Source organism: Streptomyces sp. NPDC050759 (assembly GCF_044456945.1).
Classification (GTDB): Bacteria; Actinomycetota; Actinomycetes; order Streptomycetales; family Streptomycetaceae; genus Streptomyces.
Genome location: NZ_JBITGI010000001.1, coordinates 1,078,731 through 1,104,645 on the forward strand (window position 1 = coordinate 1,078,731; position 25,915 = coordinate 1,104,645).

General features: G+C 72.9%; 18 protein-coding genes. 13 read left to right on the forward strand and 5 right to left on the reverse strand.

Annotation, left to right across the window (positions count from 1 at the left end; genetic code table 11):
* The first annotated feature begins 4 nt into the window (after positions 1-4).
* Positions 5-1,270, forward strand: coding sequence for a 6-phospho-beta-glucosidase (locus tag ACIBJB_RS04770; protein ID WP_398926459.1), 1,266 nt, complete (start codon positions 5-7; stop codon positions 1,268-1,270).
* Positions 1,261-2,232, forward strand: a complete 972-nt coding sequence (locus ACIBJB_RS04775) for an N-acetylglucosamine kinase (RefSeq protein ID WP_398926461.1) — start codon at positions 1,261-1,263, stop codon at positions 2,230-2,232. Before ACIBJB_RS04770 ends, ACIBJB_RS04775 begins: the two co-directional genes overlap by 10 nt.
* Here ACIBJB_RS04775 and ACIBJB_RS04780 read toward each other — a convergent pair.
* The gene (locus ACIBJB_RS04780) at positions 2,220-2,789 is read right to left on the reverse strand and encodes an AAA family ATPase (RefSeq protein WP_398926852.1); all 570 of its coding nucleotides are present in this window, start codon (positions 2,787-2,789) and stop codon (positions 2,220-2,222) included. The two genes, ACIBJB_RS04775 and ACIBJB_RS04780, sit on opposite strands and share 13 nt — an antisense overlap.
* Positions 2,790-3,061: 272 nt before the next feature.
* Between ACIBJB_RS04780 and ACIBJB_RS04785 the strand changes: the two genes are divergently transcribed.
* The 7 genes from ACIBJB_RS04785 (at position 3,062) to ACIBJB_RS04815 (ending at position 14,152) form a co-directional block, all read left to right on the forward strand.
* Entirely contained in the window at positions 3,062-4,471 is a 1,410-nt protein-coding gene (locus ACIBJB_RS04785; protein ID WP_398926463.1) for a hypothetical protein, read from the forward strand.
* Between the two features lie 14 nt (positions 4,472-4,485).
* Positions 4,486-5,550, forward strand: a complete 1,065-nt coding sequence (locus ACIBJB_RS04790; protein ID WP_398926466.1) for a glutamate ABC transporter substrate-binding protein — start codon at positions 4,486-4,488, stop codon at positions 5,548-5,550.
* Between the two features lie 66 nt (positions 5,551-5,616).
* Entirely contained in the window at positions 5,617-6,948 is a 1,332-nt protein-coding gene (locus tag ACIBJB_RS04795) for a hypothetical protein (RefSeq protein WP_398926469.1), read from the forward strand.
* 25 nt (positions 6,949-6,973) lie between these two features.
* Complete coding sequence (locus ACIBJB_RS04800) at positions 6,974-9,505, forward strand: tetratricopeptide repeat protein (protein WP_398926471.1); 2,532 nt, start codon at positions 6,974-6,976, stop codon at positions 9,503-9,505.
* Positions 9,506-10,807, forward strand: a complete 1,302-nt coding sequence (locus ACIBJB_RS04805) for a PP2C family serine/threonine-protein phosphatase (protein ID WP_398926473.1) — start codon at positions 9,506-9,508, stop codon at positions 10,805-10,807.
* A gap of 110 nt (positions 10,808-10,917) precedes the next feature.
* Complete coding sequence (locus tag ACIBJB_RS04810; RefSeq protein ID WP_398926475.1) at positions 10,918-12,264, forward strand: VWA domain-containing protein; 1,347 nt, start codon at positions 10,918-10,920, stop codon at positions 12,262-12,264.
* 49 nt (positions 12,265-12,313) lie between these two features.
* Entirely contained in the window at positions 12,314-14,152 is a 1,839-nt protein-coding gene (locus ACIBJB_RS04815) for an FHA domain-containing protein (RefSeq protein WP_398926477.1), read from the forward strand.
* Positions 14,153-14,165: 13 nt separating this feature from the next.
* On the opposite strand, the gene ACIBJB_RS04820 is transcribed toward ACIBJB_RS04815, so the two are convergent.
* Positions 14,166-15,152 carry a methyltransferase domain-containing protein gene (locus tag ACIBJB_RS04820; RefSeq protein ID WP_398926479.1) on the reverse strand — a complete coding sequence of 329 codons (987 nt, stop codon included), beginning with the start codon at positions 15,150-15,152 and terminating at the stop codon, positions 14,166-14,168.
* Positions 15,153-15,220: 68 nt separating this feature from the next.
* On the opposite strand from ACIBJB_RS04820, the gene ACIBJB_RS04825 reads away from it, so the two are divergent.
* From ACIBJB_RS04825 to ACIBJB_RS04840, 4 genes are all read left to right on the forward strand, one after another.
* Positions 15,221-15,634 carry a globin gene (locus ACIBJB_RS04825; protein WP_398926481.1) on the forward strand — a complete coding sequence of 138 codons (414 nt, stop codon included), beginning with the start codon at positions 15,221-15,223 and terminating at the stop codon, positions 15,632-15,634.
* A gap of 166 nt (positions 15,635-15,800) precedes the next feature.
* Entirely contained in the window at positions 15,801-19,025 is a 3,225-nt protein-coding gene (locus ACIBJB_RS04830; RefSeq protein ID WP_398926854.1) for an FtsX-like permease family protein, read from the forward strand.
* The gene (locus ACIBJB_RS04835; RefSeq protein WP_398926483.1) at positions 19,018-21,792 is read left to right on the forward strand and encodes an ABC transporter permease; all 2,775 of its coding nucleotides are present in this window, start codon (positions 19,018-19,020) and stop codon (positions 21,790-21,792) included. The genes ACIBJB_RS04830 and ACIBJB_RS04835 overlap by 8 nt, the downstream gene beginning before the upstream one ends.
* 139 nt (positions 21,793-21,931) lie before the next feature.
* Positions 21,932-22,894, forward strand: coding sequence for an ABC transporter ATP-binding protein (locus tag ACIBJB_RS04840; RefSeq protein ID WP_398926485.1), 963 nt, complete (start codon positions 21,932-21,934; stop codon positions 22,892-22,894).
* Positions 22,895-22,905: 11 nt separating this feature from the next.
* Here the strand turns inward: ACIBJB_RS04840 and ACIBJB_RS04845 are convergent, their stop codons facing one another.
* Genes ACIBJB_RS04845 through ettA form a run of 3 tightly spaced genes read right to left on the reverse strand, consistent with a single transcriptional unit; the run spans position 22,906 to position 25,651 of the window.
* Positions 22,906-23,574, reverse strand: coding sequence for a hypothetical protein (locus ACIBJB_RS04845; protein ID WP_398926487.1), 669 nt, complete (start codon positions 23,572-23,574; stop codon positions 22,906-22,908).
* Positions 23,571-23,984 (reverse strand): thioesterase family protein, encoded by a 414-nt coding sequence (locus ACIBJB_RS04850; protein ID WP_057609559.1) that lies wholly within the window; start codon positions 23,982-23,984, stop codon positions 23,571-23,573. The genes ACIBJB_RS04845 and ACIBJB_RS04850 overlap by 4 nt, the downstream gene beginning before the upstream one ends.
* A gap of 2 nt (positions 23,985-23,986) precedes the next feature.
* Positions 23,987-25,651 carry an energy-dependent translational throttle protein EttA gene (gene ettA / locus ACIBJB_RS04855; protein WP_079162876.1) on the reverse strand — a complete coding sequence of 555 codons (1,665 nt, stop codon included), beginning with the start codon at positions 25,649-25,651 and terminating at the stop codon, positions 23,987-23,989.
* Positions 25,652-25,915: the final 264 nt, after the last annotated feature.

Here is a 25,915-nt window from a genome sequence, read left to right on the forward strand (position 1 = left end):
ACATATGAAACTCACCGTGGTCGGCGGAGGCTCGACCTACACCCCCGAACTCATCGACGGCTTCGCCCGCCTGCGCGACACCCTGCCCGTCGAGGAACTCGTCCTCGTCGATCCGGCCGCCGAGCGCCTGGAGCTGGTCGGCGGGCTCGCGCGGCGCATCTTCGCCAAGCAGGGCCACGACGGCCGTATCGTCACCACGTCCGACCTGGACGCGGGCGTGGACGGCGCCGACGCCGTGCTCCTCCAGCTCCGCGTCGGCGGCCAGGCCGCCCGCGAGCAGGACGAGACCTGGCCCCTGGAGTGCGGCTGCGTCGGCCAGGAGACGACCGGCGCGGGCGGCCTCGCCAAGGCGCTGCGCACGGTCCCGGTGGTCCTCGACATCGCCGAACGCGTCCGCCGCACCAACCCGGACGCCTGGATCATCGACTTCACCAACCCGGTCGGGATCGTCACCCGCGCCCTCCTCCAGGCCGGGCACAAGGCGGTCGGCCTGTGCAACGTGGCGATCGGCTTCCAGCGGAAGTTCGCCGGGCTGCTCGGCGTCGCCCCCTCCGACATCCACCTCGACCACGTGGGCCTCAACCACCTCACCTGGGAGACCGCGGTACGGCTCGGCGGCCCCGAGGGCGAGGACGCCCTGCCCGAGCTGCTCACCGAGCACGGCGACACGATCGCCGGAGACCTGCACCTGCCGCGCCCCCTGCTGGACCGGCTCGGCGTGGTCCCGTCGTACTACCTGCGCTACTTCTACGCGCACGACGAGGTCGTACGGGAACTCGGCACCAAGCCGTCCCGGGCCGCCGAAGTGGCGGAGATGGAACGGCAGTTGCTCACGATGTACGGCGACCCGGCCCTGGACGAGAAGCCGGAGCTGCTCGCCAAGCGGGGCGGCGCCTACTACTCGGAGGCGGCGGTCGACCTGGCCGCCGGGCTGCTCGGCGGGGGCGGCAGTCCCTACCAGGTGGTCAACACCCTCAACCGGGGCACGCTGCCGTTCCTGCCCGACGACGCGGTGATCGAGGTGCAGGCGGCGGTGGGCCCGAAGGGGCCGACCCCGCTGGCGGTGCCCGCCGTGGACCCGCTGTTCGCGGGCCTGATGGCGAACGTGACGGCGTACGAGGACCTGGCGCTGACGGCGGCCCTGCGGGGTGGCCGGGACCGGGTCTTCAAGGCGCTGCTCGCCCACCCCCTCGTCGGCCAGTACGCGTACGCCGAGGGCCTCACCGACCGACTGATCGCACACAACCGGGAGCATCTCGCGTGGGCCTGACCGCAAGTGTCCTCGCCGTCGACGCGGGCAACAGCAAGACCGACGTCGCGGTCGTCGCGGCCGACGGCAGCGTCCTCGCCACTGCCCGCGGCGGTGGGTTCCGGCCGCCGGTGGTGGGCGTCGAGGCGGCGGTGGACGTGGTCGCCGAGGCGGTGGGACAGGCGTTCACCGCGGCCGGGGTGGGGTCGGTGGACCACGTCTCGGCCTGTCTGGCCAACGCCGACTTCCCCGTCGAGGAGCAGCAGTTGGCGGCCGCCCTGCACGCGCGCGCGTGGGGCGCGGAGGTGGCGGTCCGCAACGACACCTTCGCGATCCTGCGGGCCGGCGTCACCGAACCGCGCGGGGTCGCCGTGGTCTGCGGCGCGGGCATCAACTGCGTCGGCATGCACCCCGACGGCCGTACCGCCCGCTTCCCCGCGCTCGGCCGGATCTCCGGCGACTGGGGCGGCGGCTGGGGTCTCGCGGAGGAGGCCCTGTGGCACGCGGCCCGCGCGGAGGACGGGCGGGGCGTCGACACCGACCTCGCGCGCGTGCTCCCGCGGCACTTCGGGCTGCCGTCCATGTACGCCCTCATCGAGGCCCTGCACCTGGAGGACATCGCCCCCGCCCGCCGCCACGAGCTGACGCCGGTGCTCTTCGCCACGGCCGCCGCCGGCGACCCGGTGGCCCGCTCGCTCGTCGACCGCCTGGCCGACGAGGTGGTGTCCATGGCGACGGTGGCCCTGACCCGCCTCGACCTCCTCGACGAGGAGACTCCGGTCCTGCTCGGCGGCAGCGTCCTGGCCGCTCGGCACCCCCAACTGGACGACGGCGTGCGGGAACTCCTGGCCGCGCGCGCCCCGAAGGCCGTACCACGGGTGGTGACGGCGCGTCCGGTCCTGGGCGCGGCACTCCTCGGCCTCGACCGTGCCGGAGCGTCCGCGGAGGTGCAGGCGAGGACGCGGGCGTACTACGAGGCCTGAGCGAGCACCGCGTCGGCCACCTCGGAGACGGACCTGTCCTTCCCGACGTCGACGCGGGCCAGCCCCAGCCGGTCCACGGCCTCCACCATCAGCGACTGGTAACGCACGCTGCGGGCCAGGAACTTGTCCATCAGGAACCGTTCCTCCCGCGTCGCCGCGTCGTAGCGCCCGCCCGCACGGATCCGGGCGCGTACGACGTCCTCGTCGGCGGTGAGCCATACGGCGGCCGTGTGCGGCACGTCCAGTGTCGCGACCCGCTCCGGCCAGAGCGCCGAGCCCTCCAGGACCAGGCCCGGTCCGGTGGCGTGCGTCCTGACCAACTCCTCGATGCGGGGCCAGAGCCGTTCGTAGTGGGCGAGGACCGAGTCGATCAACTCGTCGACGGCGAGCGTCGCGTAGTGCTCGGCCACATGCGGCGGCACCTCCCGCTCCGGCGTGCGCCAGGGGCGTCCCGGATGTCTCGCCAGCAGGTCCGTCGACCGGTGCTCGAAGCCGAGCCGGCCGGCCAGCGCCGCGGCGACCGTGGACTTGCCGGTATTCGACGTTCCGCCGATCATCACCACTCGCACCCCGCGCACGAGGGCGACCCTACGCGCCCCAGGGGGGAACCGAACCGATTCCGGTGGCGTATTCATGGGCAAGGGGTGGTGCGGGGGCATGGCCGGGCCGGCAGGCGATCCGCTGCGGTTCGATCAAGATCCAGTGAAGCCCGGTGCGGATGTCGGTCCCGGCAGCGATACTTGCGGCGAGGGATGACCATGGGGGAGGTCAAGCAGTGACACACCCGCCGAAGAGCAGTACGGCACCACCGGGTTCCGGGGTGCCCACGATGCCGGCCGTACCACCGCAGCCGGGACCCCCGGCCCAGCCACCACCTTCGCCCGTCCCGGTGTCCCCCGCGGGGCCCGCCCGTCGTACGGCCTTCGCGGAAGGTCTCGACCAGGTGCGCGCGGCCGCCACCACCGAACCGGGCCGGCTGCGCATCATCGGCGCGGCGCTCGCCCTGCTCGTCGTCCTCTTCGGCGCGGTGACCGCCTGGCAGACCAACGACCGGGCCGCCGCGGCGGACGACGTGCTGCACAAGAGCCAGCCGCTCAGCAGCGCCGCCGCCGACATCTACCGCTACCTGGCCGACGCCAACACCGCGGCCTCCAGCGGCTTCCTCGCCGGCGGCCAGGAGACGGCCGACTCCCGCGAGCGCTACGAGAAGGACATCGACCTGGCCGCGGCCGGTCTGGTCAAGGCTGCCTCGAACTCCGACCCGGACTCCCCCGCCGCGAGGACCGTGGCCGAGCTCAACACCCTGCTGCCGGAGTACAAGGGCCTGGTGGAGCGGGCCCGTACGTACAACCGCCAGGGCTTCCCGGTCGGCGGCGCCTATCTGCGGTACGCCAACGAGAAGATGCAGGAGGAGATGCTCCCGAAGGCGCAGAACCTCTACACCAGCGAGAACCAGCGGCTGCGCGCCGACTACGCCGACGCCACGCCCTACCCGTGGGCCGCGATCGGCCTCGGCGTCCTGGCCCTCGCCGGGCTCGCCTGGGCCCAGCACCGCAACTACCGGCGCACCAACCGGGTTCTCAACCACGGCCTGGTCGCGGCCACCGCGACCGCGACCGTGGTGCTGCTGTGGCTGGTCGTCGGCCACACCGTCGCGCGCGCCGGGCTCAACGACTCCTACGATCACGGAGTGCGCTCGCTCAACGTGCTCCACGACGCCCGGATCGCCTCCCTCAAGGCCCGCGGCAACGAGAACCTCACGCTCGTGGCCCGCGGCGCCGAGACGGTCACCAAGAAGAACGCCCAGGGCGTGGACGTCACCTACGACGCCTACGACTTCGACTTCGACAAGGACATGGACACCCTCGGCAAGGGCCTGGCCGAGGCGTCGAAGCTCGCCGACGACAGCAGCGGCAAGAAGCCGGTGACGGCCGCCGAGGGCAACATGACGGTGTGGAAGCAGCGCCACACCGCGGCCCGCGAGCAGGACGACTACGGCAACTACGAAGAGGCCCTGAAGCGGGTCATAGGCGACAAGGGCGCCACGGGCGAGTGCTTCGACAGCGTCGACCGCAACCTCGCCACGGCCCTGACCCACGAGGAGACCGAGTTCGCGCGGTCGGCCGGTGACGGTCTCGGCGCCATGACCGGCCTGTCGGCGGGCGCCGCCGTGCTGGCCGTCCTCGGCGCGGCCGGCGCGGTGCTCGGCATCGGGCGCAGGCTGTCGGAGTACCGGTGAGAGGGGGCGTGACGATGCGGATGCGTGGACGTGTGCGGGCCGGTCTCAGGGGCTGGGGCGGCGTCGGGGCGATGGCGGTCGTCTGCGGCCTGGTGCTCGCCTTCGCGCTGCTCCTGCCGGTGGCCCGGTCGCACGGCGACGGCAGTACGGGCACCGGCGGGCCGGGCGTCACGCGTGCCGATCAGGTCGCGGACGACAACCCCTGTCTGAACCCGGCGATCAAGACGCACCCGGAGGAGCAGACGCTGTCCCCGTCGAGCGCGGACGGCCCGACGATAGACAAGATCAAGGCCCGCCAGGGCGAGAAGCGCAAGCTGATCGTCGGCGTCGACCAGAACAGCTACCGCTGGGGCTACCGCAACCCCAACGGCGGCCCGACGGCCGACCTGGAGGGTTTCGACATCGACCTGGTGCACCGGATCGCGCAGGACATCCTCGGTGACCCGAACGCCGTGCAGTTCAAGGCGATCCCCACCAACCAGCGCATCCCGGCGATCCAGAAGGGCCGGGTCGACATGGTGGTGCGCACGATGACGATCAACTGCAAGCGCCTGGCCGACGTGGCGTTCTCCGCGCCGTACTTCAAGACGGGACAGCAGGTCCTCGCCCCCAAGTCCTCGGACATCAACGGCTACGACGACTCGCTGGCGAAGAAGAAGATCTGCACGGCGGAAGGTTCGACCGCCTTCAGCCAGCTGGACGAGGACAAGAAGTCGGGGGAGCTCGTCGCCTCCGCGGACATCAGCACCACCGTCCCCAACCAACTCGACTGTCTCGTCAGGCTTCAGCTCGGCGAGGTCGACGCCGTGGTCACCGACGGCGCGCTCGCCGCGAGCCAGGCCGCCCAGGACCCCACGGTCGAACTGAAGGGCTCCCCCTTCACCACCGAGTACTACGGCGTGGCGATGAGGAGCGACGCCGACGATCTGGTACGCCGGGTCAACCAGATTCTGGTGGACTACCGCAAGGACACCACCGACGGCTGGCAGGCGTCGTACGACAGGTGGCTGTCGGCCACACTGAACGAGAGCTCGGCGAAGTCGGAACCGCCGCCACCGAAGTACCTGCGCAAGAACTGACGGATCCTCAAAGACGACGAACGACGAACAACCACCCAGCAACCCTTCAGCAGCGAGAGGTGATCGATGGGCGTCACGGGACCCCCCGAGCCGGTGATGGACCGGGACGAGGTGGACCGTGCGCTGGCGCGGCTCGGCGCGGAGCACGAGGCGATCGAGACCTCGCTCCTCGCCCTGCAGGACCACGCGGGCCGACGGCTCCTGGAGGGCGCCGAACTCACCGGCGTCACCAAGGAGCGCTGGACGTCCGCCGACGCCTCGATCACCCTGCTGTGGGCGTACTTCGACGCGTACTCGGACGCGTTGCGCTCGGCCCGCGAGATCCGCTCCCGCCGCCGCTGGTCCAGCCGCGAGGACCTGGTGGAGCTGACCGAGCTGCTGCGCGGCGAGTCGGTCACCGTCGCGGGCTCGGCGACCGCCACGGCCAACGCGCCCACCCTGCACGGAAATTCGGGAAAGCTGAGCGAGCGGTTCTCGCTGGTGACGCTCGTCGAGCGGATGAACGACCTGTACGCGTCGAGCCTGGACATGGTCGTGGCCGCCGACGCGGTGTGGTCGGCGCTGCCCGCGCGGATAGATCTCCTGGCCGCCGAACTCCAGCGCACCCGCCGGCTCGCGCACTCCGTCGGCGTCCGCCCCGGAGAACACCCGGCCGGCGACGACCTGGAGCGCATCACCCACGCGCTCACCTCACTGCGCGAGCAGGTGATCTCCGACCCGCTCGCCTTCTGGCGGCAGGCGCAGGGCAGTTCGGCGCCCGGCGGCGGAAAGCCGGACACCACGGCGTACGACCGTGAGGCGCGCGCCCTGGACGACGTGCGCCGGGAGATCGACGCCGTGCTCACCGTCCGGCAGGACGCGGAGGCCCGGCTGGTCAAACTGCGGGACGTGCTCTCCCGCGCGGACCGTACGCTCGCCGAGGCCCGCACCGCGCGCGGCGAGGTCCTCGCGAAGATCGCCGCCACGGAGGTGCCGGTCGTCAGCGGACCGCCGACCGTGCTGCAGGAGCAGCTGGCGACGGCCGCCGAGTACCGCAGACACGCCCAGTGGCACCGCCTGTCCCCGCTCCTGGAGTCCCTGGAGGAGAAGGCGGAGGACGAACTGCTGCGCGCCCGCGAGTCGTTGACCGCGGTCACCGCCCCGCTGGCGGTCCGCGCGGAGCTGCGCGGCCGTCTCGACGCGTACAAGGCGAAGGTCGCCCGGCACGGACTGGCCGAGGACCCGTTCCTGATCGAGCGCTACGACGCGGCCCGGCGGATGCTGTGGAGCGCGCCCTGCGACCTGCGGGTCGCCGAACAGGCCGTGCTGCGCTACCAGCACGCGGCCGCCGAACTGCTGGGAGCCCCGCGAGTACCGCAGCAGAGCGGTCCCGAAGACCGTGGGGGGCCCGGAACATGAGTGACCAAGGGGGTGCGGCGACGTCATGAGTCAGGAACAGCAGCCCTGCCAGCGGCCCGGCTGCGACGGTACGTACGAGGACATGGGCGGCGGCGAGCTGTACTGCGACACCTGCGGCCTCGCGCCGGTCGTCTCGGCCGAGGGAGGCCGGGCCGGCTCGGCGTCCACCGGCAGGGGCTCGCAGGGCAGCGGCACGTCGCGCGCCACCGGGCGTGCCTCCTCGCGTACGTCCTCGCAGTCGTCGAAGTCCCGGCGCTCGGTGTCGGGACGGCTGTCGCGCTCGGTCTCCGGGAAGTCCACGGGCCGTTCGGTGTCGGTGCGCAGCTCCGGCTCCTCCGCCGGTTCGAGCGGGCGCGGCCGGCTCGGAGCGGGCCTCGTCGAGGTGCCCGGGGTGCCGCGGCCCGACCCGCGCGAGATGGTCCTGGAGAACCCCGAGGTGCCCGAGCGCAAGCGGTTCTGCTCGCGCTCCGACTGCGGTGCCCCGGTGGGGCGTTCGCGCGGGGAGAAGTCCGGGCGCACGGAAGGCTTCTGCACGAAGTGCGGTCACCCGTATTCGTTCGTGCCGAAGCTGAAGTCCGGTGACGTGGTGCACGGCCAGTACGAGGTCGCGGGCTGTCTGGCGCACGGCGGCCTCGGCTGGGTCTACCTCGCCGTGGACCGCGCGGTGTCCGACCGCTGGGTGGTCCTCAAGGGTCTGCTGGACACCGGCGACCAGGACGCGATGGCCGCCGCGATCTCCGAGCGGCGCTTCCTCGCGGAGATCGAGCACGCCAACATCGTGCGGATCTACAACTTCGTGGAACACCTCGACCAGCGCACCGGCTCGCTCGACGGCTACATCGTCATGGAGTACGTCGGCGGCAAGTCGCTCAAGGAGATCGCCAACGACCGCCGCACATCCGGCGGCAAGCGCGACCCGCTGCCGGTCGAGCAGGCGTGCGCGTACGGCATCGAGGCCCTGGAGGCGCTCGGCCACCTCCACAGCCGCAACCTCCTGTACTGCGACTTCAAGGTCGACAACGCCATCCAGACCGAGGACCAGCTCAAGCTCATCGACATGGGTGCGGTGCGCAGGATGGACGACGAGGAGTCGGCCATCTACGGCACGGTGGGCTACCAGGCTCCTGAGGTCGCGGAGGTGGGCCCCTCGGTCGCCTCCGACCTGTACACGGTCGCCCGCACCCTGGCGGTGCTGACCTTCGACTTCCAGGGCTACACCAACGTCTTCGTCGACTCGCTGCCCGACCCCGACCACATCGAGGTCTTCCGCCAGTACGAGTCGTTCTACCGGTTGCTGGTCCGGGCGACCGACCCGGATCCGGCCCGCCGTTTCGCCTCCGCGCAGGAGATGTCGGAACAGCTGACCGGGGTCCTGCGCGAGGTCGTCTCCCTGCAGACGGGCCGTGCCAGGCCTTCCCTGTCGACGCTCTTCGGCCCCGAAGTCCGCGTCACCGACACGGAGTTGTTCCCGAAGCTGGACGGTGAGGTGTCGCGGCTGGGGACGCGGGTGCCTGCGGCGGGGCGGCGGAGGCCCAGGACGGCCGCCCCCTCGTCCGCTGTTCTTCCGGTCGGCACCCCGGGTCCCGAGCGGCCCGGCGGCGCCGTCAGCACCCTCGTCAAGTCCGCCGACGCCCCCGCCGCCGCCCTTGCACTGCCCGTCCCCCACGTCGACCCCTCCGACCCCAACGCCGGTTTCCTCGCCGGGCTCATGACCACCGCGCCCGCCGAACTGCTCGGCGCCCTCGCGGCCGCACCGGCGGCATCCGCGGAGACGCGCCTGCGGCAGGTGCGGGCCTGGCTGGAGAACGGCGACGCGCACACCGCGGACGAGTCGTTGCGGCGGCTGGAGGAGGAGCGGCCCGACGACTGGCGGGTGGTCTGGTACCGGGGCGTCGCCGCCCTGGTGACCGGCGACCACGAGGCCGCCGCGCTCGCCTTCGACGCGATCTACGACGCCTTTCCCGGCGAACCCGCCCCCAAGCTCGCCCTCGGCCTGTGCGCGGAGGTGCTCGGACAGCTCGACAACGCCGCCGAGTACTACCGCCTGGTCTGGTCGACCGACCCCAGCTATGTGAGCACCGCGTTCGGCCTCGCGCGCGTGCAACTCGCGACCGGGGACCGTCGTAGCGCGGTGAACACGCTGGAGTCGGTGCCGGAGTCCTCCATCCACTACACCGCCGCCCGCGTGGCCGCCGTCCGCGCGCGGCTGCGTGGACGCACGGCGACCGCGGGCGACGTACCCTTCCTGGACGACCTGACCGCCGCCGCCGGGCAGGTCGAGGCGCTGGACGCGTACGGTCTGGATCCGGCGCGCCGCGAGCAGCTGTCGGCGGAGGTGCTGGGCGCGGCCCTGGACTGGATACTCTCCGGTGGCCAGGACTCCGTCACCCCCGCCGCCGGGGGACGGGCGCTGCTCGGCAGCGGACTGGACGAGCGAGGACTGCGCTTCGGCCTGGAGCGTTCGTACCGCACGCTGGCCCGGCTCGCGCAGGGCGGCGAGGAGAGGATCGACCTGGTGGAACGAGCCAACCGTTACCGCCCCCGGACGTGGGTGTAGTTGATGTCGCAGATGCCCCAGCTGTCCGCCTGCCCCAGCTGCGAGTGGCCGCTCGAATCGGGCGACCGTTTCTGCGGTGCGTGCGGATACGACCTGTCCGCCGTGCCGGCACGGCCGGACGACAGCCCGACCATCGCCATGAACGGTGCGCCCCCCGGCGGCCCCTGGCCCGAGGTCCCGCACCCGCCGGCGGAGGTCCATCTGCCGGCCGACCTGCGGGGCACCGAGTCGGGCGGGCACGAACCGCCTCCGTCCGGACCGGTCGTGGGCTCGCCCGTCTCCCCCGTCTCCGGCGTGCGCTTCGACCGCTCACCGGAGCCCGACGAGTACGTCCTGCAGGCGCCCGACCCCCGGGTGGCCGCCGGACCGCCCACCCCGGCCGAGGGCACCAAGGTGTGCGTGGCCTGCCGCGCGGGCCGGGTCGACGACGACGGCTACTGCGAGAACTGCGGGCACGCCCAGCCACGTGAGCGCGACCACATGGAGCAGGAGGCCGGCCCGATCGCCGCCGTCAGCGACCGCGGCCTGCGCCACCACCGCAACGAGGACGCCTTCACCCTCGGCACCAGCGTGCTGCCCGACGGCTCGCCGGCCACCTTCGCGGTCGTCTGCGACGGCGTGTCCTCCGCGACCCGCCCCGACGACGCCTCCCTGGCCGCGTCCCGGGCCGCGGCCGACGCGCTGCTGGCCGCGCTGCCGCAGGGCACACACCCGCAACAGGCGATGCACGAGTCGATCGTCGCCGCCTCCCGCGCGGTCAACTCGCTCGCCGCGGAGCCAGCCACGGCCCGCGAGCACCAGCCGCACCAGAACGCCCCGGCGTGCACGATCGTCGGTTCGATCGTCACCCCGAGCCTGCTGGTCGTCGGCTGGGTCGGCGACAGCCGGGTCTACTGGGTGCCGACGGACCGCAGTTCACCCCCGGCCCGGCTCACCGAGGACGACTCCTGGGCCGCCCAGATGGTCGCCGCGGGCCTGATGAACGAGGCCGAGGCGTACGCCGACGAGCGCGCCCATGCGATCACCGGCTGGCTCGGCGCGGACGCCTACGAACTCGACCCGCACACCGCTTCCTTCAAGCCGGACCGGCCTGGTGTGGTGGTGGTGTGCACCGACGGCCTGTGGAACTACGCGGAGGCGGCCGACGAGATGGCGGAGGCCGTACCGGCCGACGCCGCCGCGCGCCCGCTGCACACCGCCCGGGTCCTGGTCGGCCACGCCCTGGACGGCGGGGGCCACGACAACGTAACAGTGGCCGTCGTGCCGTTCCCGACCCCTCCGCAGGGGGCAGGATCGGCCTGAGGCCGTACACGGGGAATGCGCCGCAGCAGCGGCGCCGGACCGGAGGGGACCGGTCCGAAATCAGTCATCGCCTCACGCATGTGGGGTTCGCGAGGGGGATTTGAGTAGGCATGGCCAATTTCTCGAAGTCGAACGTGCCGCAGTTCTCGATGGACGTCTACCAGAACGAGTACCTGCCGGAGGGCGGCCGCGAGGTCAACGCGATCGTCACGGTGACCTCGACCGGCGGCGGCACGATCGGAAGCTCGGTCGCGGCCCCGCATCTCTGGTCGGCGGAGCAGGGGCCCTCGGCGGCGGTGGCGATCATGGTCGACTGCTCCGGCTCCATGGACTACCCGCCGACCAAGATGCGCAACGCCCGCGACGCCACCGCCGCCGCGATCGACACCCTGCGCGACGGTGTGCACTTCGCGGTGATCGGCGGCACGCACGTGGCCAAGGAGATGTATCCGGGCAACGGCCGTCTCGCGGTCGCCGACGCCACCACCCGTGATCAGGCCAAGCAGGCGCTGCGCAAGCTCAGCGCGGGCGGCGGTACGGCCATCGGGACGTGGCTGCGCCTCGCCGACCGGCTGCTGTCCTCGGCGGAGGTCGCCATCCGGCACGGCATCCTGCTCACCGACGGCCGCAACGAACACGAGTCGCCGGAGGACCTCAAGGCCGCCCTCGACGCCTGCGCGGGGCGCTTCACCTGCGACGCCCGGGGCGTGGGCACCGACTGGGAAGTGAAAGAAGTCACAGGGATCGCCTCCGCCCTGCTCGGCACCGCCGACATCGTCGCCGACCCGGCGGGACTCGCCGCGGACTTCACGCAGATGATGGAGGCGGCCATGGGCAAGGAGGTCGCGGACGTCGCCCTGAGGGTGTGGACCCCGGTCGGCACCGCCATCAAGTTCGTCAAGCAGGTCGCGCCCACCGTCGAGGAGCTCACCGGCCGCCGCACCGAGGCCGGTCCGCGTGCCGGGGACTATCCCACCGGCTCCTGGGGAGACGAGTCCCGTGACTACCACGTCTGCGTCGAGGTCCCGGCCGCGAACATCGGCCAGGAGATGCTCGCGGCCCGGGTCTCCCTGGTCGTCCCGCAGCCCGACGGCTCGACGCAGAACCTGGGCGCGCAGGGTCTCGTGAGGGCCGTGTGGACCGACGACATGGTCGCCTCGACGTCGATCAACCCCCAAGTCGCCCACTACACCGGCCAGGCCGAACTGGCACAAGCCATCCAGCAAGGGCTCGATCTGCGCAAGGCGGGCGATATCGATGGAGCAACGGCCAAACTCGGCCGGGCCGTCCAGCTCGCGAACAACTCCGGGAACGCCGATACTGCGAAACTGCTTTCGAAGGTGGTCGACGTCGTCGACGCCACGACAGGTACTGTGCGACTGAAGGCGAAGGTCGAGGAGGCCGACGAGATGACTCTCGAGACACGGTCGACAAAGACTGTTCGTGTAAAGAAGTAGACAGTTACCGACGTAGTAGTTCCCTGATCCGAGAGGGGGAAGCGCCGACATGCCGACCTGCCCGAACGGACACCAGTCGGGTTCCGACGACTGGTGCGAGGTCTGCGGTCACCGCATGGCCGGTGCCGTACCTCCGCCCCCTCCGCCGCCGCCCGGTCAAGGTGGAGGCGGATACGGCTTCCCGCCGCCCGGTGGCCCCGGGGGCCAGCCCGGTGGACGTCCGCATCTGTCCGCCGTACCGGACGCCGAGCCGGAACTCTGCCCGCAGTGCCGTACCCCTCGTGAGGGCGGTGCGCCCTTCTGCGAGGAGTGCCGGTGGAACTTCCTGACCAACACGGCGACCTCGTACACCCCGGCCGCCCCGCGCCCGCCGGGCGGCTCCGGCGGCCCGCCCTCGCACTTCCAGCAGCAGGCGGGGCCCGGTCCGTCCTTCGGCGGCGGTGACTCGTACGAGTACCAGGGCTCACGCCCGTCCCAGGTGAACCGCCCCGCGGAACCGATCCCCTTCGGCTCGGAGCCGTCGGGCCGTCCGGGCCCGGGCGGCCCCGGTGGACCCGGCGGCCCTGGCGGTCCCGGTGGTCCGTCCGGTTTCCCCCCGGATCCTTCACGGCAGGGCGGCCCCTCCGGTTACCCCGGTGACCCCTCCCGGCAGGGCGGCCCCGGTCCTTCCGGTTTCCCCGGCGACCCCTCCCGGCAGGGCGGTCCCGGACCCTCCGGCCCCGGCGGTCAGCAGGGCTTCCCGGGCGACCCCGGACGCCCCGGACCCTCCGGTTACCCCGGTGACCCCTCCCGCCCCGGCGGCCCCGGTCCCTCCGGTTACCCAGGCGACCCCTCCCGGCAGGGCGGTCCCGGACCCTCCGGCCCCGGCGGTCAGCAGGGCTTCCCGGGCGACCCCGGACGCCCCGGCGGCCCCGGACCCTCCGGTTTCCCAGGCGACCCGTCACGACCCGGCGGCCCCGCTGGACCTGATGGCCCCGGCGGCTATGGCTACCCCCAGCCCGGCTCGCCCCAGGCCCCGCCCGGCCCCGGAGGCCCCGGAGGTCCGCAGGGCTTCGGCGGCCCCCCCACCCAGCCCGGCCCGGGCGGCCCCGGTGGCCCGCAGGGCTACCCCGGCGACCCTTCCCGACCCGGCCAGGGCGGCCGCCCCGGCGGTCCGCCGAACTTCGGCGCCGACCCCTCCCGCCCGGTCCCGCCGCCTCCCGGGCCGACCCCGCCCGCCGGCCCCGGTGCCACGAGCGGCGCCCCACAGGGCTTCCAGGCGCAGGGCGCATCCGCGCCGCCCGCCTTCCCGCAGGAGACCAACCGGTCCCAGCAGGGCGGCCAGTCCTTCGGCGGCGGCGCCGACGACTGGGTCCTCTCCCCGCCGTCCTCCACCGCCCCCGGCGGTCCCGGGAACCCCGGACCGGGTGGCTACGGCTACCCGCAGCCCGGCTCCACCCAGGCCCCGCCCGCGCCCCCCGGCCCGTCCTTCCCGCAGCAGCCGGCGACCTGGACGGCCACCATCGGCCCGGACCGCGATTACTTCCTGGCGATGATGCAGCGCTCCGGCCCCGAGGCCGCGGGCCTGAACCTGCCCGCGTACTCCCCCGAGCAGCAGCGCACGCTCACCGGCAACCAGGTCACCATCGGCCGCCGTCGGCACTCCACCGGCGACACCCCCGACGTCGACCTGTCGGTGCCGCCGGAGGACCCGGGCGTCTCGCACCAGCACGCGGTGCTGGTCCAGCAACCGGACGGCTCCTGGGCGGTCGTCGACCAGAACTCGACGAACGGCACCACCGTGAACGGCGCCGAGGAGCCCATCACGCCGTTCGTGCCGGTGCCGCTCCAGGACGGCGACCGGGTGCACGTCGGCGCCTGGACGACGATCACGATCCGCCGCGGCTAACGCACCGGCCACGTCACCGGAGGGGCCAGGTGTACGGTCCCTCCGGGTCGTCCAGCCACGCCCATTCCCGCTCTCCGCTGACCGTGATGCCGTACCGCTCACGGCGCGGCTGTCCCTCGCGCTCCCACAGCGCGTACGCGTCCCGGGGTTCGAGGGTGTCCCGGGTCAGCGCCAGCAGGAAGCGGAACAGCTCGCTCTGCCGGGCCCGGCGCGGCACCCCGTCCCACTCGACGAACCCCTCTTCGTGCCGGTCCGCCCCGCGCAACGGCACGAAGTAGGCGGGCGTGTGCAGGAACCGTCCCTCCGCGTGCCCGGCGTCCCGGACGGTCAGGGCGATCAGCCCGGTGGCGAGCGGGCTCAGGATCCGGGCGCCGGGGCGGCACTGGGCGAGCCAGGCGACCGGCACCGACGACAGGGTGCAGGTGGCGATGATCCGGTCGAAGGGGGCGCGTTCGGGCACCCCGCGCGCGCCGTCACCGGTGACGACGACGGGGTGGTACCCGGCGGCCGCCAGATGCCTGCGTGCCGCCTCGGTGATCTCCGGCTCCAGGTCGACGGTGGTGACGCACTCGTCGCCGAGCCGGTGCGCGAGCAGGGCCGCGTTGTAGCCCGTGCCGGCTCCGATCTCCAGGACCCGGTCGCCGTCCCGTACCCGCAGTGCGGCCAGCATCATCGCCATGAGCGAGGGCTGACTGCTGGAGGAGACCAGTTCGCCGTCGCGCAGCCGGGTGGCCAGCGGCGCGTCGGCGTAGGCCCCGCGTACCCACTTCTCCCGGGCGCGCGGGTCGGGACTCTCGCCCCAGCGCCGCTCGTAGCCCCCCACGACGCCGACGTAGTAGTACGGCACGAACAGATGCCGGGGCACCGCCTCGAAGGCCTCCCGCCACACCGGGTCGGCGGCCCAGGCCCCGCTCGCGTCGATCTCCCGCACCAGCGCGGCCCGCGCCGAGGCGGCGAGTTCGGCGAGTTCCTTGTCGTTGCCGACAGCGTGCGCGCCCATATCTCCACTCTGCACCCTGAGCGCCGGAGGTCCTAAGCCCTGAGTCCTCCTCCACCCCGTCTGAGACCATGGTTGACGTGAAAGAGATCCGGCGCGGCACGCTGCAGACGCAGACCTTCTACGAGCAGGTCGGCGGGGAGGAGACCTTCCGCCGCCTCGTCCACCGTTTCTACCAGGGAGTCGCCGAGGACCCGGTCCTGCGCCCCATGTACCCGGAGGAGGACCTCGGCCCGGCCGAGGAGCGCCTCGCGCTGTTCCTGATGCAGTACTGGGGCGGCCCCACCACGTACAGCGACAACCGCGGCCACCCCCGGCTGCGGATGCGCCACGCGCCCTTCGTCGTCAATCGCGAGGCGCACGACGCGTGGCTGAGGCACATGCGGGACGCCGTGGACGAACTCGGCCTGTCCGAGGAGCACGAGATACAGCTGTGGAACTACCTGACCTACGCGGCCGCTTCGATGGTGAACACCGCCGACTGACCACCGCCGACTGATCACCCCTCACTGAGCGCCGGATTCCGGTCGCTTTCCGGTCGACCGGCACCGAAATCCGGTCACAATCCGGTCAAGCCCGCGCTACAAGCGCTTACCCGTGACCACCACCTCTGACATCCTCGCCCGGAGACACGACACGGCGGGGGGCCGGGTGACGGGGTTCGGGGGAATCGCACGCCTTGTGTTCCTGCGTGCGCGGGCACACCGGCTGCTGCTCGCCGCCGCGTTGCTCACGGTCCTGCTCACCACCGCGGTCCTCGCGACCCTCACCGCCTATTCCGGCGCGATCGGTGACGCGGCCCTGCGCCACGCCCTCCAGGACCCGCGCAACGCCGCCGACACCGCGCTGGTCGTCAAGGCCGACGTACCCGAGGACCGTCGTACGGCCGCCGACACCGCCGTACGCGACGTGGCGCGGCAGACGTTCGACGGGCTGCCGGTGACCGTGCGGACGTTCCTGCGGTCGGGTCCGTACGCGCTGCCGCGGTCGCTGCAGCCCGAGCGGGACCGTTCCGGGGACCCGGATCTGACCCACTTCGCGGCCCTGGACCGGAGCCGGCTGCGGCTGGTCGAGGGGCGGCTGCCGCGGCCGGCCGACGGGCGGGTCGAGGTGGCGCTCCCGCAGGCCGCCGCCCGCGCCCTCGATCTCGGCCCCGGTGCCCGCTTCACCCTCACCGACCGGCTGCGCGGCCCGGCGGTGCGGGTGACGGTGACCGGCCTGTACCGGCCCCTCCGCGCGGACGAGCCGTACTGGCTTCTCGACGACCTGCACGGGCGGGGCATCAACAAGCTCGACTTCACGACGTACGGCCCCCTGCTGGCCGATCCCGGTGTGCTGGCCGACGGGACGGTGAGCGTCGGGGCGTCGGGGTGGCTGGCGTCGGCCGACTTCGCGACGGTGACGACCGCGCGCTCGGACGCGCTGCGGGAGACGGCCGCCGCGGGGAACGCGGCACTGCGCAAGGAGTCCTCCCTCGGCGGCGCCACGACCGCGTCGACCTCGCTCCCGGAGGTCCTCGACCGCACCGACCGCTCGCTGCTCGTCTCCCGCTCGACCCTGCTGATCGTCGCCCTGCAACTGGTGCTCCTCGCGGGCTGCGCCCTGCTGCTGGTGGCGGGGCTGCTGAGCAGTGAGCGCACCGGCGAGAGCCGACTGCTGATGGCGCGGGGCGCCTCCCGCGGCCGGATTGCCGGCCTCGCCGCCCTGGAGGCGGCGCTGCTCGCGCTGCCCGCGCTGCTGTGCGCGCCGCTGCTGGCGGGCCCGCTGACCCGGACGCTGGCCGGGCGGGGCCCGCTGGCCCGGATCGGGCTGCACCTGGAGGTGCCGTCGGGCGGACGGGCCGGGGTGTGGCTGGTGGCGGCGGCGGTGGCCCTCGGGTGTGCGCTCGCGGTGACCCTGCCCGCGCTGACCTCCTCCTTCGCACGCGGCCGGTCCCGGGCGCTGCCCGGGGCGGTGCGCGCGGGGGCGGACCTCGGGCTGCTGGCCGTGGCCGCGGTGGCGTACTTCCAGCTCAGCCGTCAGACCTCCGGTGCCGTGTCCGACGACACCTCCGGCACGCTGGGCGTGGACCCGCTGCTGGTGGCGGCGCCCGCACTCGCGCTGCTGGCCGGGACCGTCCTGACGCTGCGGCTGCTGCCGCCGCTGGCCCGGCTCGCCGAACGCCGGGCGACCGGCGGGCGCGGCCTGACCGCGGCCCTGGCGGGCTGGCAGATCGCCCGCCGCCCGATGCGCGGGGCGGGCCCGGTGCTGCTGCTGGTCCTCGCCATGGCACTGGGCATGCTGGCGATCGGACAGGGCGCCTCCTGGGACCGTTCGCAGTCCGATCAGGCGGACTTCCGGGCCGGGGCGCCGGTGCGGGTGCTGACCCCCGGGGACGCGGGGCTCGGCCGCACCGAGGAGTACGCGGCCGTCCCGGGCGTACGGCGGACCGCCCCCGCCGCCCGCTCCGAACTGCCGCTGTCCGGCAGCCAGGTGGCGACGGTGCTGGCCCTGGACACCTCGCGCGCCTCGATGCTGATCCGTCCCGACCTGCACTCCGGACCCTTCCTCCAGGGGCTCGGTCCCAAGGGCTCGGTCGCGGGCGTGAAGGTGCCCGCGGGCACGGCCCGGCTGCGGCTGACGGCGACCCTGCGCAGTTCCGTCCCGGGTGAGACGGCACAGGTCACCCTCACCCTGGAGGACCGCTACGGCACCCCCTATCGGGTCCCGGCCGGCCAACTCCCCTCCGACGGCCGCGCCCACGCGCTGGACGTCTATGTGTCCGGGGGTCCGCTGACCCTCACCGACCTGGAACTGATCGTCTCCGTGCCGAGCGGCGCGGCCGAGCAACATCGCTTCAGTCTCACCGAGTTGACGGCCACGGGTTCCGAAGGGACGGTACGGCGGCTGCCGTTGCCCACCACGTGGCAGGTCGAATCGAAAAGCGACGGGGTCGCCTCGACACCGGACCCGAGGCCCAAGCCGACCCCGCCACGCCTGAGTTCGGGGTCCGGTCGGCTGACGGTGGACTACGGCACCGGGTACATCCCCTCCGACGACACCTGGAGCACGGGGACCCTGACGGTCCGGATGCAGGCCCCGCAGCCGAAGCCGGCCGAGGTCACCGCCGTCGCGACCGAGCGCTTCCTCGCTTCGGCGGGCGCCTCCCCGGGAGACAGGCTGGATGTGCCGCTGGGCGGCGAGACGGTGTCGGTGAAGATCGTGCGTTCCGTACGGGAGTTGCCCACGGCCACGGACAACGGTGGGGCCCTGCTGGTCGATCTGCGGTCCGTGAACCGGGAGCTGCAGGCGCAGTACGGCCGCGGCGTGGAGCCGACCGAGTGGTGGCTGATGACGGAGCCGGGCGGGTCGGAGAAGGTCGCGGCGGCGCTGCGGGCCCGGCCCGACATGGACCCCGCGCAGGTCGTGGTGCGGGACGAGCTCGCCGGGCAGCTGCGCGACGACCCCTTCGGGGCGGGCCCCGAGGCCGCGTTCGCCGCGGCGGCCGGGGTGGCGGCGGCGCTGGCCGCGGTCGGGTTCGCGGTGAGCGCGGCGGGGTCGCTGCGGGAGCGGGGCGCGGAGTTCGCCGTACTGCGCGCCCTGGGGGCTCCGCGCCGCCGGCTGGCCCGCGCGGTCGCCGTGGAGCAGGGGGTCCTGGTGGTGCTGGCGCTGCTGGTGGGCGCGCTGCTGGGCACGGTTCTGACCCGGGCGGTGGTCCCGCTGATCGTGCTGACGGACGAGGCGACCAGACCGGTCCCGCGGGTCCTGGTGCAACTCCCGCTGTCGCAGGCGGCCGTACTGCTGGCGGCGGTGGCCCTCGCCCCGCTCCTGGTCACGGCGGCGCTGGCGCTCCGGCGGGCGGATCCGGCGCGGGCGTTGCGTGAGGGGGGTGAGTGAAGTGAGACGCTTCAACGGGACGGGGGTCCCCCCGGTGACCGTGTCCTGGGTGCGCACCCGGCTGCGGACCGCGCCCGGCGCCGCGTGCGCACTCGCGGTGCTGGTCGCGCTGACGGCGTGCCTCGCGGCCGCGTTCCCACGGGCGGTGGACCGCTACGAGGACGCCGGACTGCGCCGGGCCGCCGAGCAGGCCCGCCCCGACCGGACCGGCATAGAGGTGTACGCCCCGCAGCCGTCCATGATGCTGGCGCCGAGGGACCGTGAGGACGTCCTGCGCCCCGACGTGCTGGCCCGGCAGTACGCCAAGGTCCGCGCCGGCATCCCGCGCCCGCTCGTCCTCGACCCGGGCCAGTCGACGTACGGCGTGCGCACCACCCTGAACATCCCGGTACCGGACCCGTGGCTGCCGAGGCCGACCGGCAAGCCCGCGCAGGTGACCCTGGTCGCCCAGGCGGGCCTCGGCGCCCACTCCTCGGTCACCGAGGGCCGTCTGCCGCGTGCGGACGACCAAGTGACCGCCACCGCACCGGAGCTGGAGGCGGCGGTCACCGTCGAGACCGCCAAGGCCCTCCACATCAAGGTCGGTTCGGTGATCCACTCACCGGCCGCCGGCCGTACCCTCCCCATCCGCGTCACGGGCATCGTCACCCCGCACGACCCGAAGGGCGCCTACTGGTCCACCCATTCCATCCTGCGCACCCCGGCCCTGATCCACGAGCCCGCGCCGTCCGTGGACATGTACTGGTACGGCGCCCTGCTCGTCGCCCCCGAGGCGGCCCCGGTCCTGCTGGCCACCCCGGGACGCCCGGAGCGGTACTGGCAGTTGGCGCCGTCCGAGCAGACGCTCCGGGCCCGTGACGCCCCGGCCCTGCGGTCCGCGCTCGCCTCCCTGGAGGCCGGTCCGGCACTGCGGAAGCTGCGCCTGGAGATCGACGGTCCGGTGACCGAGCTGACGGCGCTCGACGGCCAGACCGAGATCAGCACCGACCTCGACGAGGTCCTCATCTCCTACGACCGGCTCCGCGAGAGCGTCGCCCCGCTCGTCGCGGTCGCCGCGTCCGGCGCCGGCACGGTCGCCGTCGTCGTCCTCCTGATGGCGGGCGGCCTCACCGCGGACCGCCGGCGCGGCGAACTCGCCCTGCTGCGGGCCCGCGGCGCCTCCCTGACGGGGCTCACCGCCCGCCTCCTCGCCGAGACGGCGGTCGTGGCCGTCCCCGCGGGCGCCCTGGGGCTGGCCGCCGCGCTGCTCACGGTCCCCGAGGGCCGCTTCCCGTACGCGATCGCGGCCGCCGTGGCGGTCACCGCCGTCACCTGCGTGGCCCTCCCCCTCCGCGCGGCGGCCGTCCACCGTGTGGTCCGCGTCCACACCGGCCGCGAGGACATCTCGTCCGTACGACCGTCCCGGCGCCGTACGGTCGCCGAGCTGACGCTGCTGGTACTGGCGGCCGGAGCGGTGGAGTCGCTGCGTCGCCGTGGCACCTCGGGCTCCGCCGACGACCTCGTCTCGCTGGCACCGGTGCTGGTGGGCGTGGTCGCCGCCCTGGTCCTGGTCCGTCTGTACCCGCTCCCGCTGCGGGGTCTGGCCCGTCCGGCCGCCCGCCTGCGGGGCGCGGTGGCGCACCTGTCCCTGGCCCGGGCGGGGCGCACCTCCGCCTCGGCGGTGCTGCCCCTGCTGGCCCTGCTGACCGCCCTGACCACGGCGGCCTTCGGCGGCTCGGTCCTCGCGGGCGTACAGGAGGCCCGCGACCACGCGGCCCTCCTCGCGGTCGGCGCCGACGCGCGCGTGGAGACGGGGGCGCCGCTCCCGTCCGGGCTGCCGGACCGGCTGCGCGACGCGCCGGGGGTGAGCGCGCTGTCGGCGGTGAGCGTCACCCCCGAGGCGAAGCCGGAGAACGGAGCATTGTCGGTACCGCTGGTCGGGGTGAACCCCGCGGACTACGCGGCGCTGTCGTCCCGGACGGACCTGGGCGCCTTCGAAGCGGCCCGGCTGCGCGAGGGGACCGCCGGGGAGGCGGTCCCGGCCCTGGCCTCCACGGCCACCGCCCGGATGTACGGCACCCGCCCCTTCCCGGTCCTCCTCCCGGACGGCAGCACGCTCACCGTCCGCATCACCACCGTCCTCGACCGCACGCCCGCGGTGCTGGGGCCGGACTTCCTGGTCGTGAACCGGAAGGCGTTGAGCCCGGCGGCGGCGCGGCCGACGACGGTGCTGCTGACAGGCACGTCGCTGGACGGGGCCGCGATACGGAAGGCCGCCCCGAAGGCGGCGTCCGTGCACCTGAGGTCCGAGGAACGCAGCCGCTACGTCGACTCCCCCCTCCAGACCGGCGCGGAAGGCGTCTACGCGACGGCGGTGGCGGCCGGCACGGGATACGCGGTCCTGGCCCTCTTCCTGTCCCTCCTGCGCACGTCCCCGGACCGTACGGCCCTCCTGGCCCGCCTCCGCACGATGGGCCTGACCCGGGCCGCGGGCCGCCGCCTCCTGATCCTCGAATCCCTCCCCCAGGCCGTCCTGGCCGCTGTCGGAGGCACCCTCACGGGCTGGGCCACGATCCACCTCCTGTCCCCGGGGATCGACCTGACGGCCATCGCCCTCCCGTCGTCCGACCACACCTCGGCCGGAGCCGAGTTGCGCACGGACGCGCTGTCCCTGGTGATACCGGCGGCGGCTGTGCTGCTCCTCGCGGTGGGGACGGGGGTCGGGCAGGCATGGTGGTCGGGGAGACGGGGGTCGGTGCAGGAGCTCAGGGCAGGGGACGCGAGATGAACGACCTCGTCGCACCCGGCTGCGGGCGGTCGTGCCGCCGGCACCGCTCCCGACCCGCAGAGGGAGGCACCCGACCGGCGGCGGGCGCACCCCACCGTCGACCAGCCCGCACGCCGGACCGCAGTCCAGGAGAAGGCCGATGACCACGAACCCCACCCTCACCGACCTCGCCCACAAGGCGACCCAGGCCCGCAACCGTCCCGTCTACGGCCACGACGCCCTGATCACCTGCGACCGACTCGTCCGCATCTTCACCACGGACGGCGTGGAGGTCCAAGCCCTCCAGGGCCTCGACCTCCTCGTCCGCGAGGGCGAACTCCTGGCCCTCGTGGGCGCGTCCGGCAGCGGCAAGTCCACCCTCATGAACATCCTCGCCGGCCTGGACACCCCCACCGCCGGCGCGGCCAGAGTCGCGGGCCACGACCTCCTCACCATGACCGCGAAGGACCGCCTGGCCTACCGCCGGGCAACGGTCGGCTTCGTCTGGCAGCAGACCTCCCGCAACCTTCTCCCCTACCTCACCGCGGCCCAGAACATCACCCTCCCCATCCAGCTCTCGGGCGTCAGGACACCCCGCCGCGTCCACACCGAACGCGCCCTGGAACTCCTGGAGTTGCTGGAGGTGGCCGACTGCCGCAACCGCCGCCCCCACCAGATGTCCGGCGGCCAGCAGCAACGCGTCGCGATAGCGGTGGCGTTGGCCAACAGCCCCGCGGTCCTTCTCGCCGACGAGCCGACGGGCGAACTCGACTCCCACACCGCGGAACAGATCTTCGCCGCGTTCCGCACCGCCAACGAACAGCTCGGCACGACGATCGTCATCGTCACCCACGACCAGGCGGTGGCCGGAGAGGTCCGCCGGACGGTGGCCATCAGGGACGGCCGTACGTCCACGGAGGTCCTGCGCCGCAGCGAGGTGGACGCGACGACGGGCCACGAGACCCTGGTCGCCCGTGAGTACGCGATGCTGGACCGCGCGGGCCGCCTCCAGCTCCCGAAGGAGTACACCGAGGCGTTGGGCATGCGCGACAGGGTGGCGCTGGAACTGGAACCGGACCACATCGGCGTATGGCCGGACGACAGCGACAGCGACCGGGACTGACGGCCGGCAGCTCAGCGCACGCTGACGCCGAGCGCCCCAAGTCCCCCTTGCCGCACGGCGATCGAGCCGTACGGCGTACGGAGCCGCAGCCACGCACCGGACGAGAAGAGCGCCAACTCCCCGCCGGAGCGCAGGAATCCCAGTGACTGGGCCGCGTGCACGGCCCGCACGGGAAGCCGCGTGTCCGCCACGGTGCGGGACCAGATCTCCCGCCCGATCCGGTCGAGTTCGGCCCGGGTACGCGCCTCGGGGCCCAACTCCTCGGTACGGGACCGGAATTCGGCGACCCCGGCGTGGACGAGCGCCCGCAGTGCCTCCGGCCCCGGCAACCCGGCCACCGGCTGCCACCCGCCACGCGGCGGCAGTACTCCGGCCCACGGCGGGCCGGTCACCTCCGGCGGCACGACAGCCGTGCCCGCGCCCTCGTCGAGGGACTCGAGGAGTTCCCCGGCGGACACGGTCACGTCCAGCATGACGTCGAGCCCGTTCTCGTACGGCTTGGCCAGCCGCACCGCCCGGATCGCCAGCACCTCGAAGGACGGCGGACGCCCGAAGACGGCGAGCGCGGTCCCGGCCCCCTGGAGGCGTACCGCGGCCGAGCGGTCGTAGTGGAGCAGCCGGGAGAGGAAGGCGGCGAGGTCCGCGGCCTCCCCCTCGTCGGCGAGGTGGAGCACCGTCATGCGGCGACGGCCTCCTCCTCGTCGTCGTCCCGGTACTCCTCGAGGAACTCCCGTTCCTCCGCCGTGATCCGGCGCGGGCGCTGGGCCTCGAAGTCGAACGGCACTATCACCGTCGAGGCCCGGACGTAGACGTCGTCGCCGTCCTTCACCTCGTAGGCGATGGTGAAGGACGCCGCCCGGATCTCGGTGATCCACAGCTCGATGTCCACGGGTGCGTGCCGGTGGACCAGCTGCCGCTTGTAGTCGATCTCATGGCGTGCCACCACGGACCCCTGCTTGAAGTCCTTCTCCGGGCGGAACAGGAAGTCGATACGGGCTTCCTCCAGGTAGCGGAGGAACACCACGTTGTTGACGTGGCCGTAGGCGTCCATGTCCGCCCAGCGCAGCGGGCAGCGGTAGATGTGCCGCAAGATCAGCCCCGGGTCAGCTTCTTGTAGGTGGCGCGGTGCGGACGCGCCGCGTCCGGGCCGAGCCGCTCGATCTTGTTCTTCTCGTACGACTCGAAGTTGCCCTCGAACCAGTACCACTTGGAGTCGCCCTCGTACGCGAGGATGTGGGTCGCGACCCGGTCCAGGAACCAGCGGTCGTGGGAGATGACCACAGCCGCGCCCGGGAACTCGAGCAGGGCGTTCTCGAGCGAGGACAGGGTCTCGACGTCGAGGTCGTTGGTGGGCTCGTCGAGGAGCAGCAGGTTGCCGCCCTCCTTGAGCGTGAGCGCCAGGTTCAGGCGGTTGCGCTCACCACCGGACAGGACGCCGGCCGGCTTCTGCTGGTCCGGACCCTTGAAGCCGAAGGCGGAGACGTAGGCCCGCGACGGCATCTCGACCTGGCCCACGTTGATGTAGTCCAGCTCGTCCGACACCACGGCCCAGAGGGTCTTCTTGGGGTCGATATTGGCCCGGCTCTGGTCGACGTAGCTGATCTTGACCGTGTCGCCGATCTTGACCGTGCCCGAGTCCGCGGGCTCAAGACCCTGGATCATCTTGAACAGCGTGGTCTTGCCCGCGCCGTTCGGGCCGATGATGCCCACGATGCCGTTGCGCGGCAGCGTGAACGAGAGGTCGTCGACCAGGACCTTGTCGCCGAACGCCTTCGAGAGGTTGTTGACCTCGACGACGATGGAGCCCAGACGCGGGCCCGGCGGGATCTGGATCTCCTCGAAGTCCAGCTTCCGCATCTTGTCGGCCTCGGCCGCCATTTCCTCATAGCGAGCCAGGCGGGCCTTGGACTTGGTCTGACGGCCCTTGGCGTTGGAGCGGACCCACTCCAGCTCTTCCTTGAGGCGCTTGGCGCGCTTCTCGTCCTTGCGGCCCTCGACCTTGAGGCGAGCGGCCTTCTTCTCCAGATACGTGGAGTAGTTGCCCTCGTAGGGGATCGCGCGACCGCGGTCGAGTTCGAGGATCCACTGGGCGACGTTGTTCAGGAAGTACCGGTCGTGAGTGACGGCGACGACAGCGCCCGCGTACTTCGAGAGGTGCTGCTCCAGCCAGTTCACCGACTCGGCGTCCAGGTGGTTGGTGGGCTCGTCGAGGAGGAGCAGGTCCGGGGCCTCGATCAGCAACTTGCAGAGCGCGACGCGGCGCTTCTCGCCACCGGAGAGGGTGGTGACGGGCCAGTCGCCGGGCGGGCAGCCCAGCGCCTCCATGGCCTGCTCCAGCTGCGCGTCCAGGTCCCAGGCGTTGGCGTGGTCCAGGTCCTCCTGGAGCTTGCCCATCTCGTCCAGCAGCGCGTCCGAGTAGTCGGTCGCCATGAGCTCGGCGACCTCGTTGAAGCGGTTGAGCTTGCCCATGATCTCGGCGGCGCCGTCCTGGACGTTCTCCAGGACCGTCTTGGACTCGTCGAGCTTCGGCTCCTGCATGAGGATGCCGACGCTGAAGCCGGGCGACAGGAACGCGTCACCGTTGGACGGCTGCTCCAGACCCGCCATGATCTTGAGAACGGTGGACTTACCGGCACCGTTGGGCCCGACCACACCGATCTTCGCGCCGGGCAGGAAGCTCAGCGTCACGTCGTCAAGGATCACCTTGTCTCCGTGCGCCTTACGCGTCTTGCGCATGGTGTAGATGTACTCAGCCAAGAGAAACCGTCCGGCAACTTGAGATCTGGAGTGGGCAGATACACCCCATCTTGCCTGAGGTCCACCCTCGGGTGGTAACCCGTTTGGTCGGGGGGCTGTGACCTGGGGGTTCGTGTCTGGCGGCTGTGGCTCGACTGTCACTGCCAGTCGTCGTCGAGTGGCCTCGGGCAGCCTCGGACGGCCCAGGGACGGCCCAGGAATGGCCGCCAAGGGATCGCGCGATCATCAGCCACGCGCCCGGTTGGGCAGCAGACCGTGGCCTTC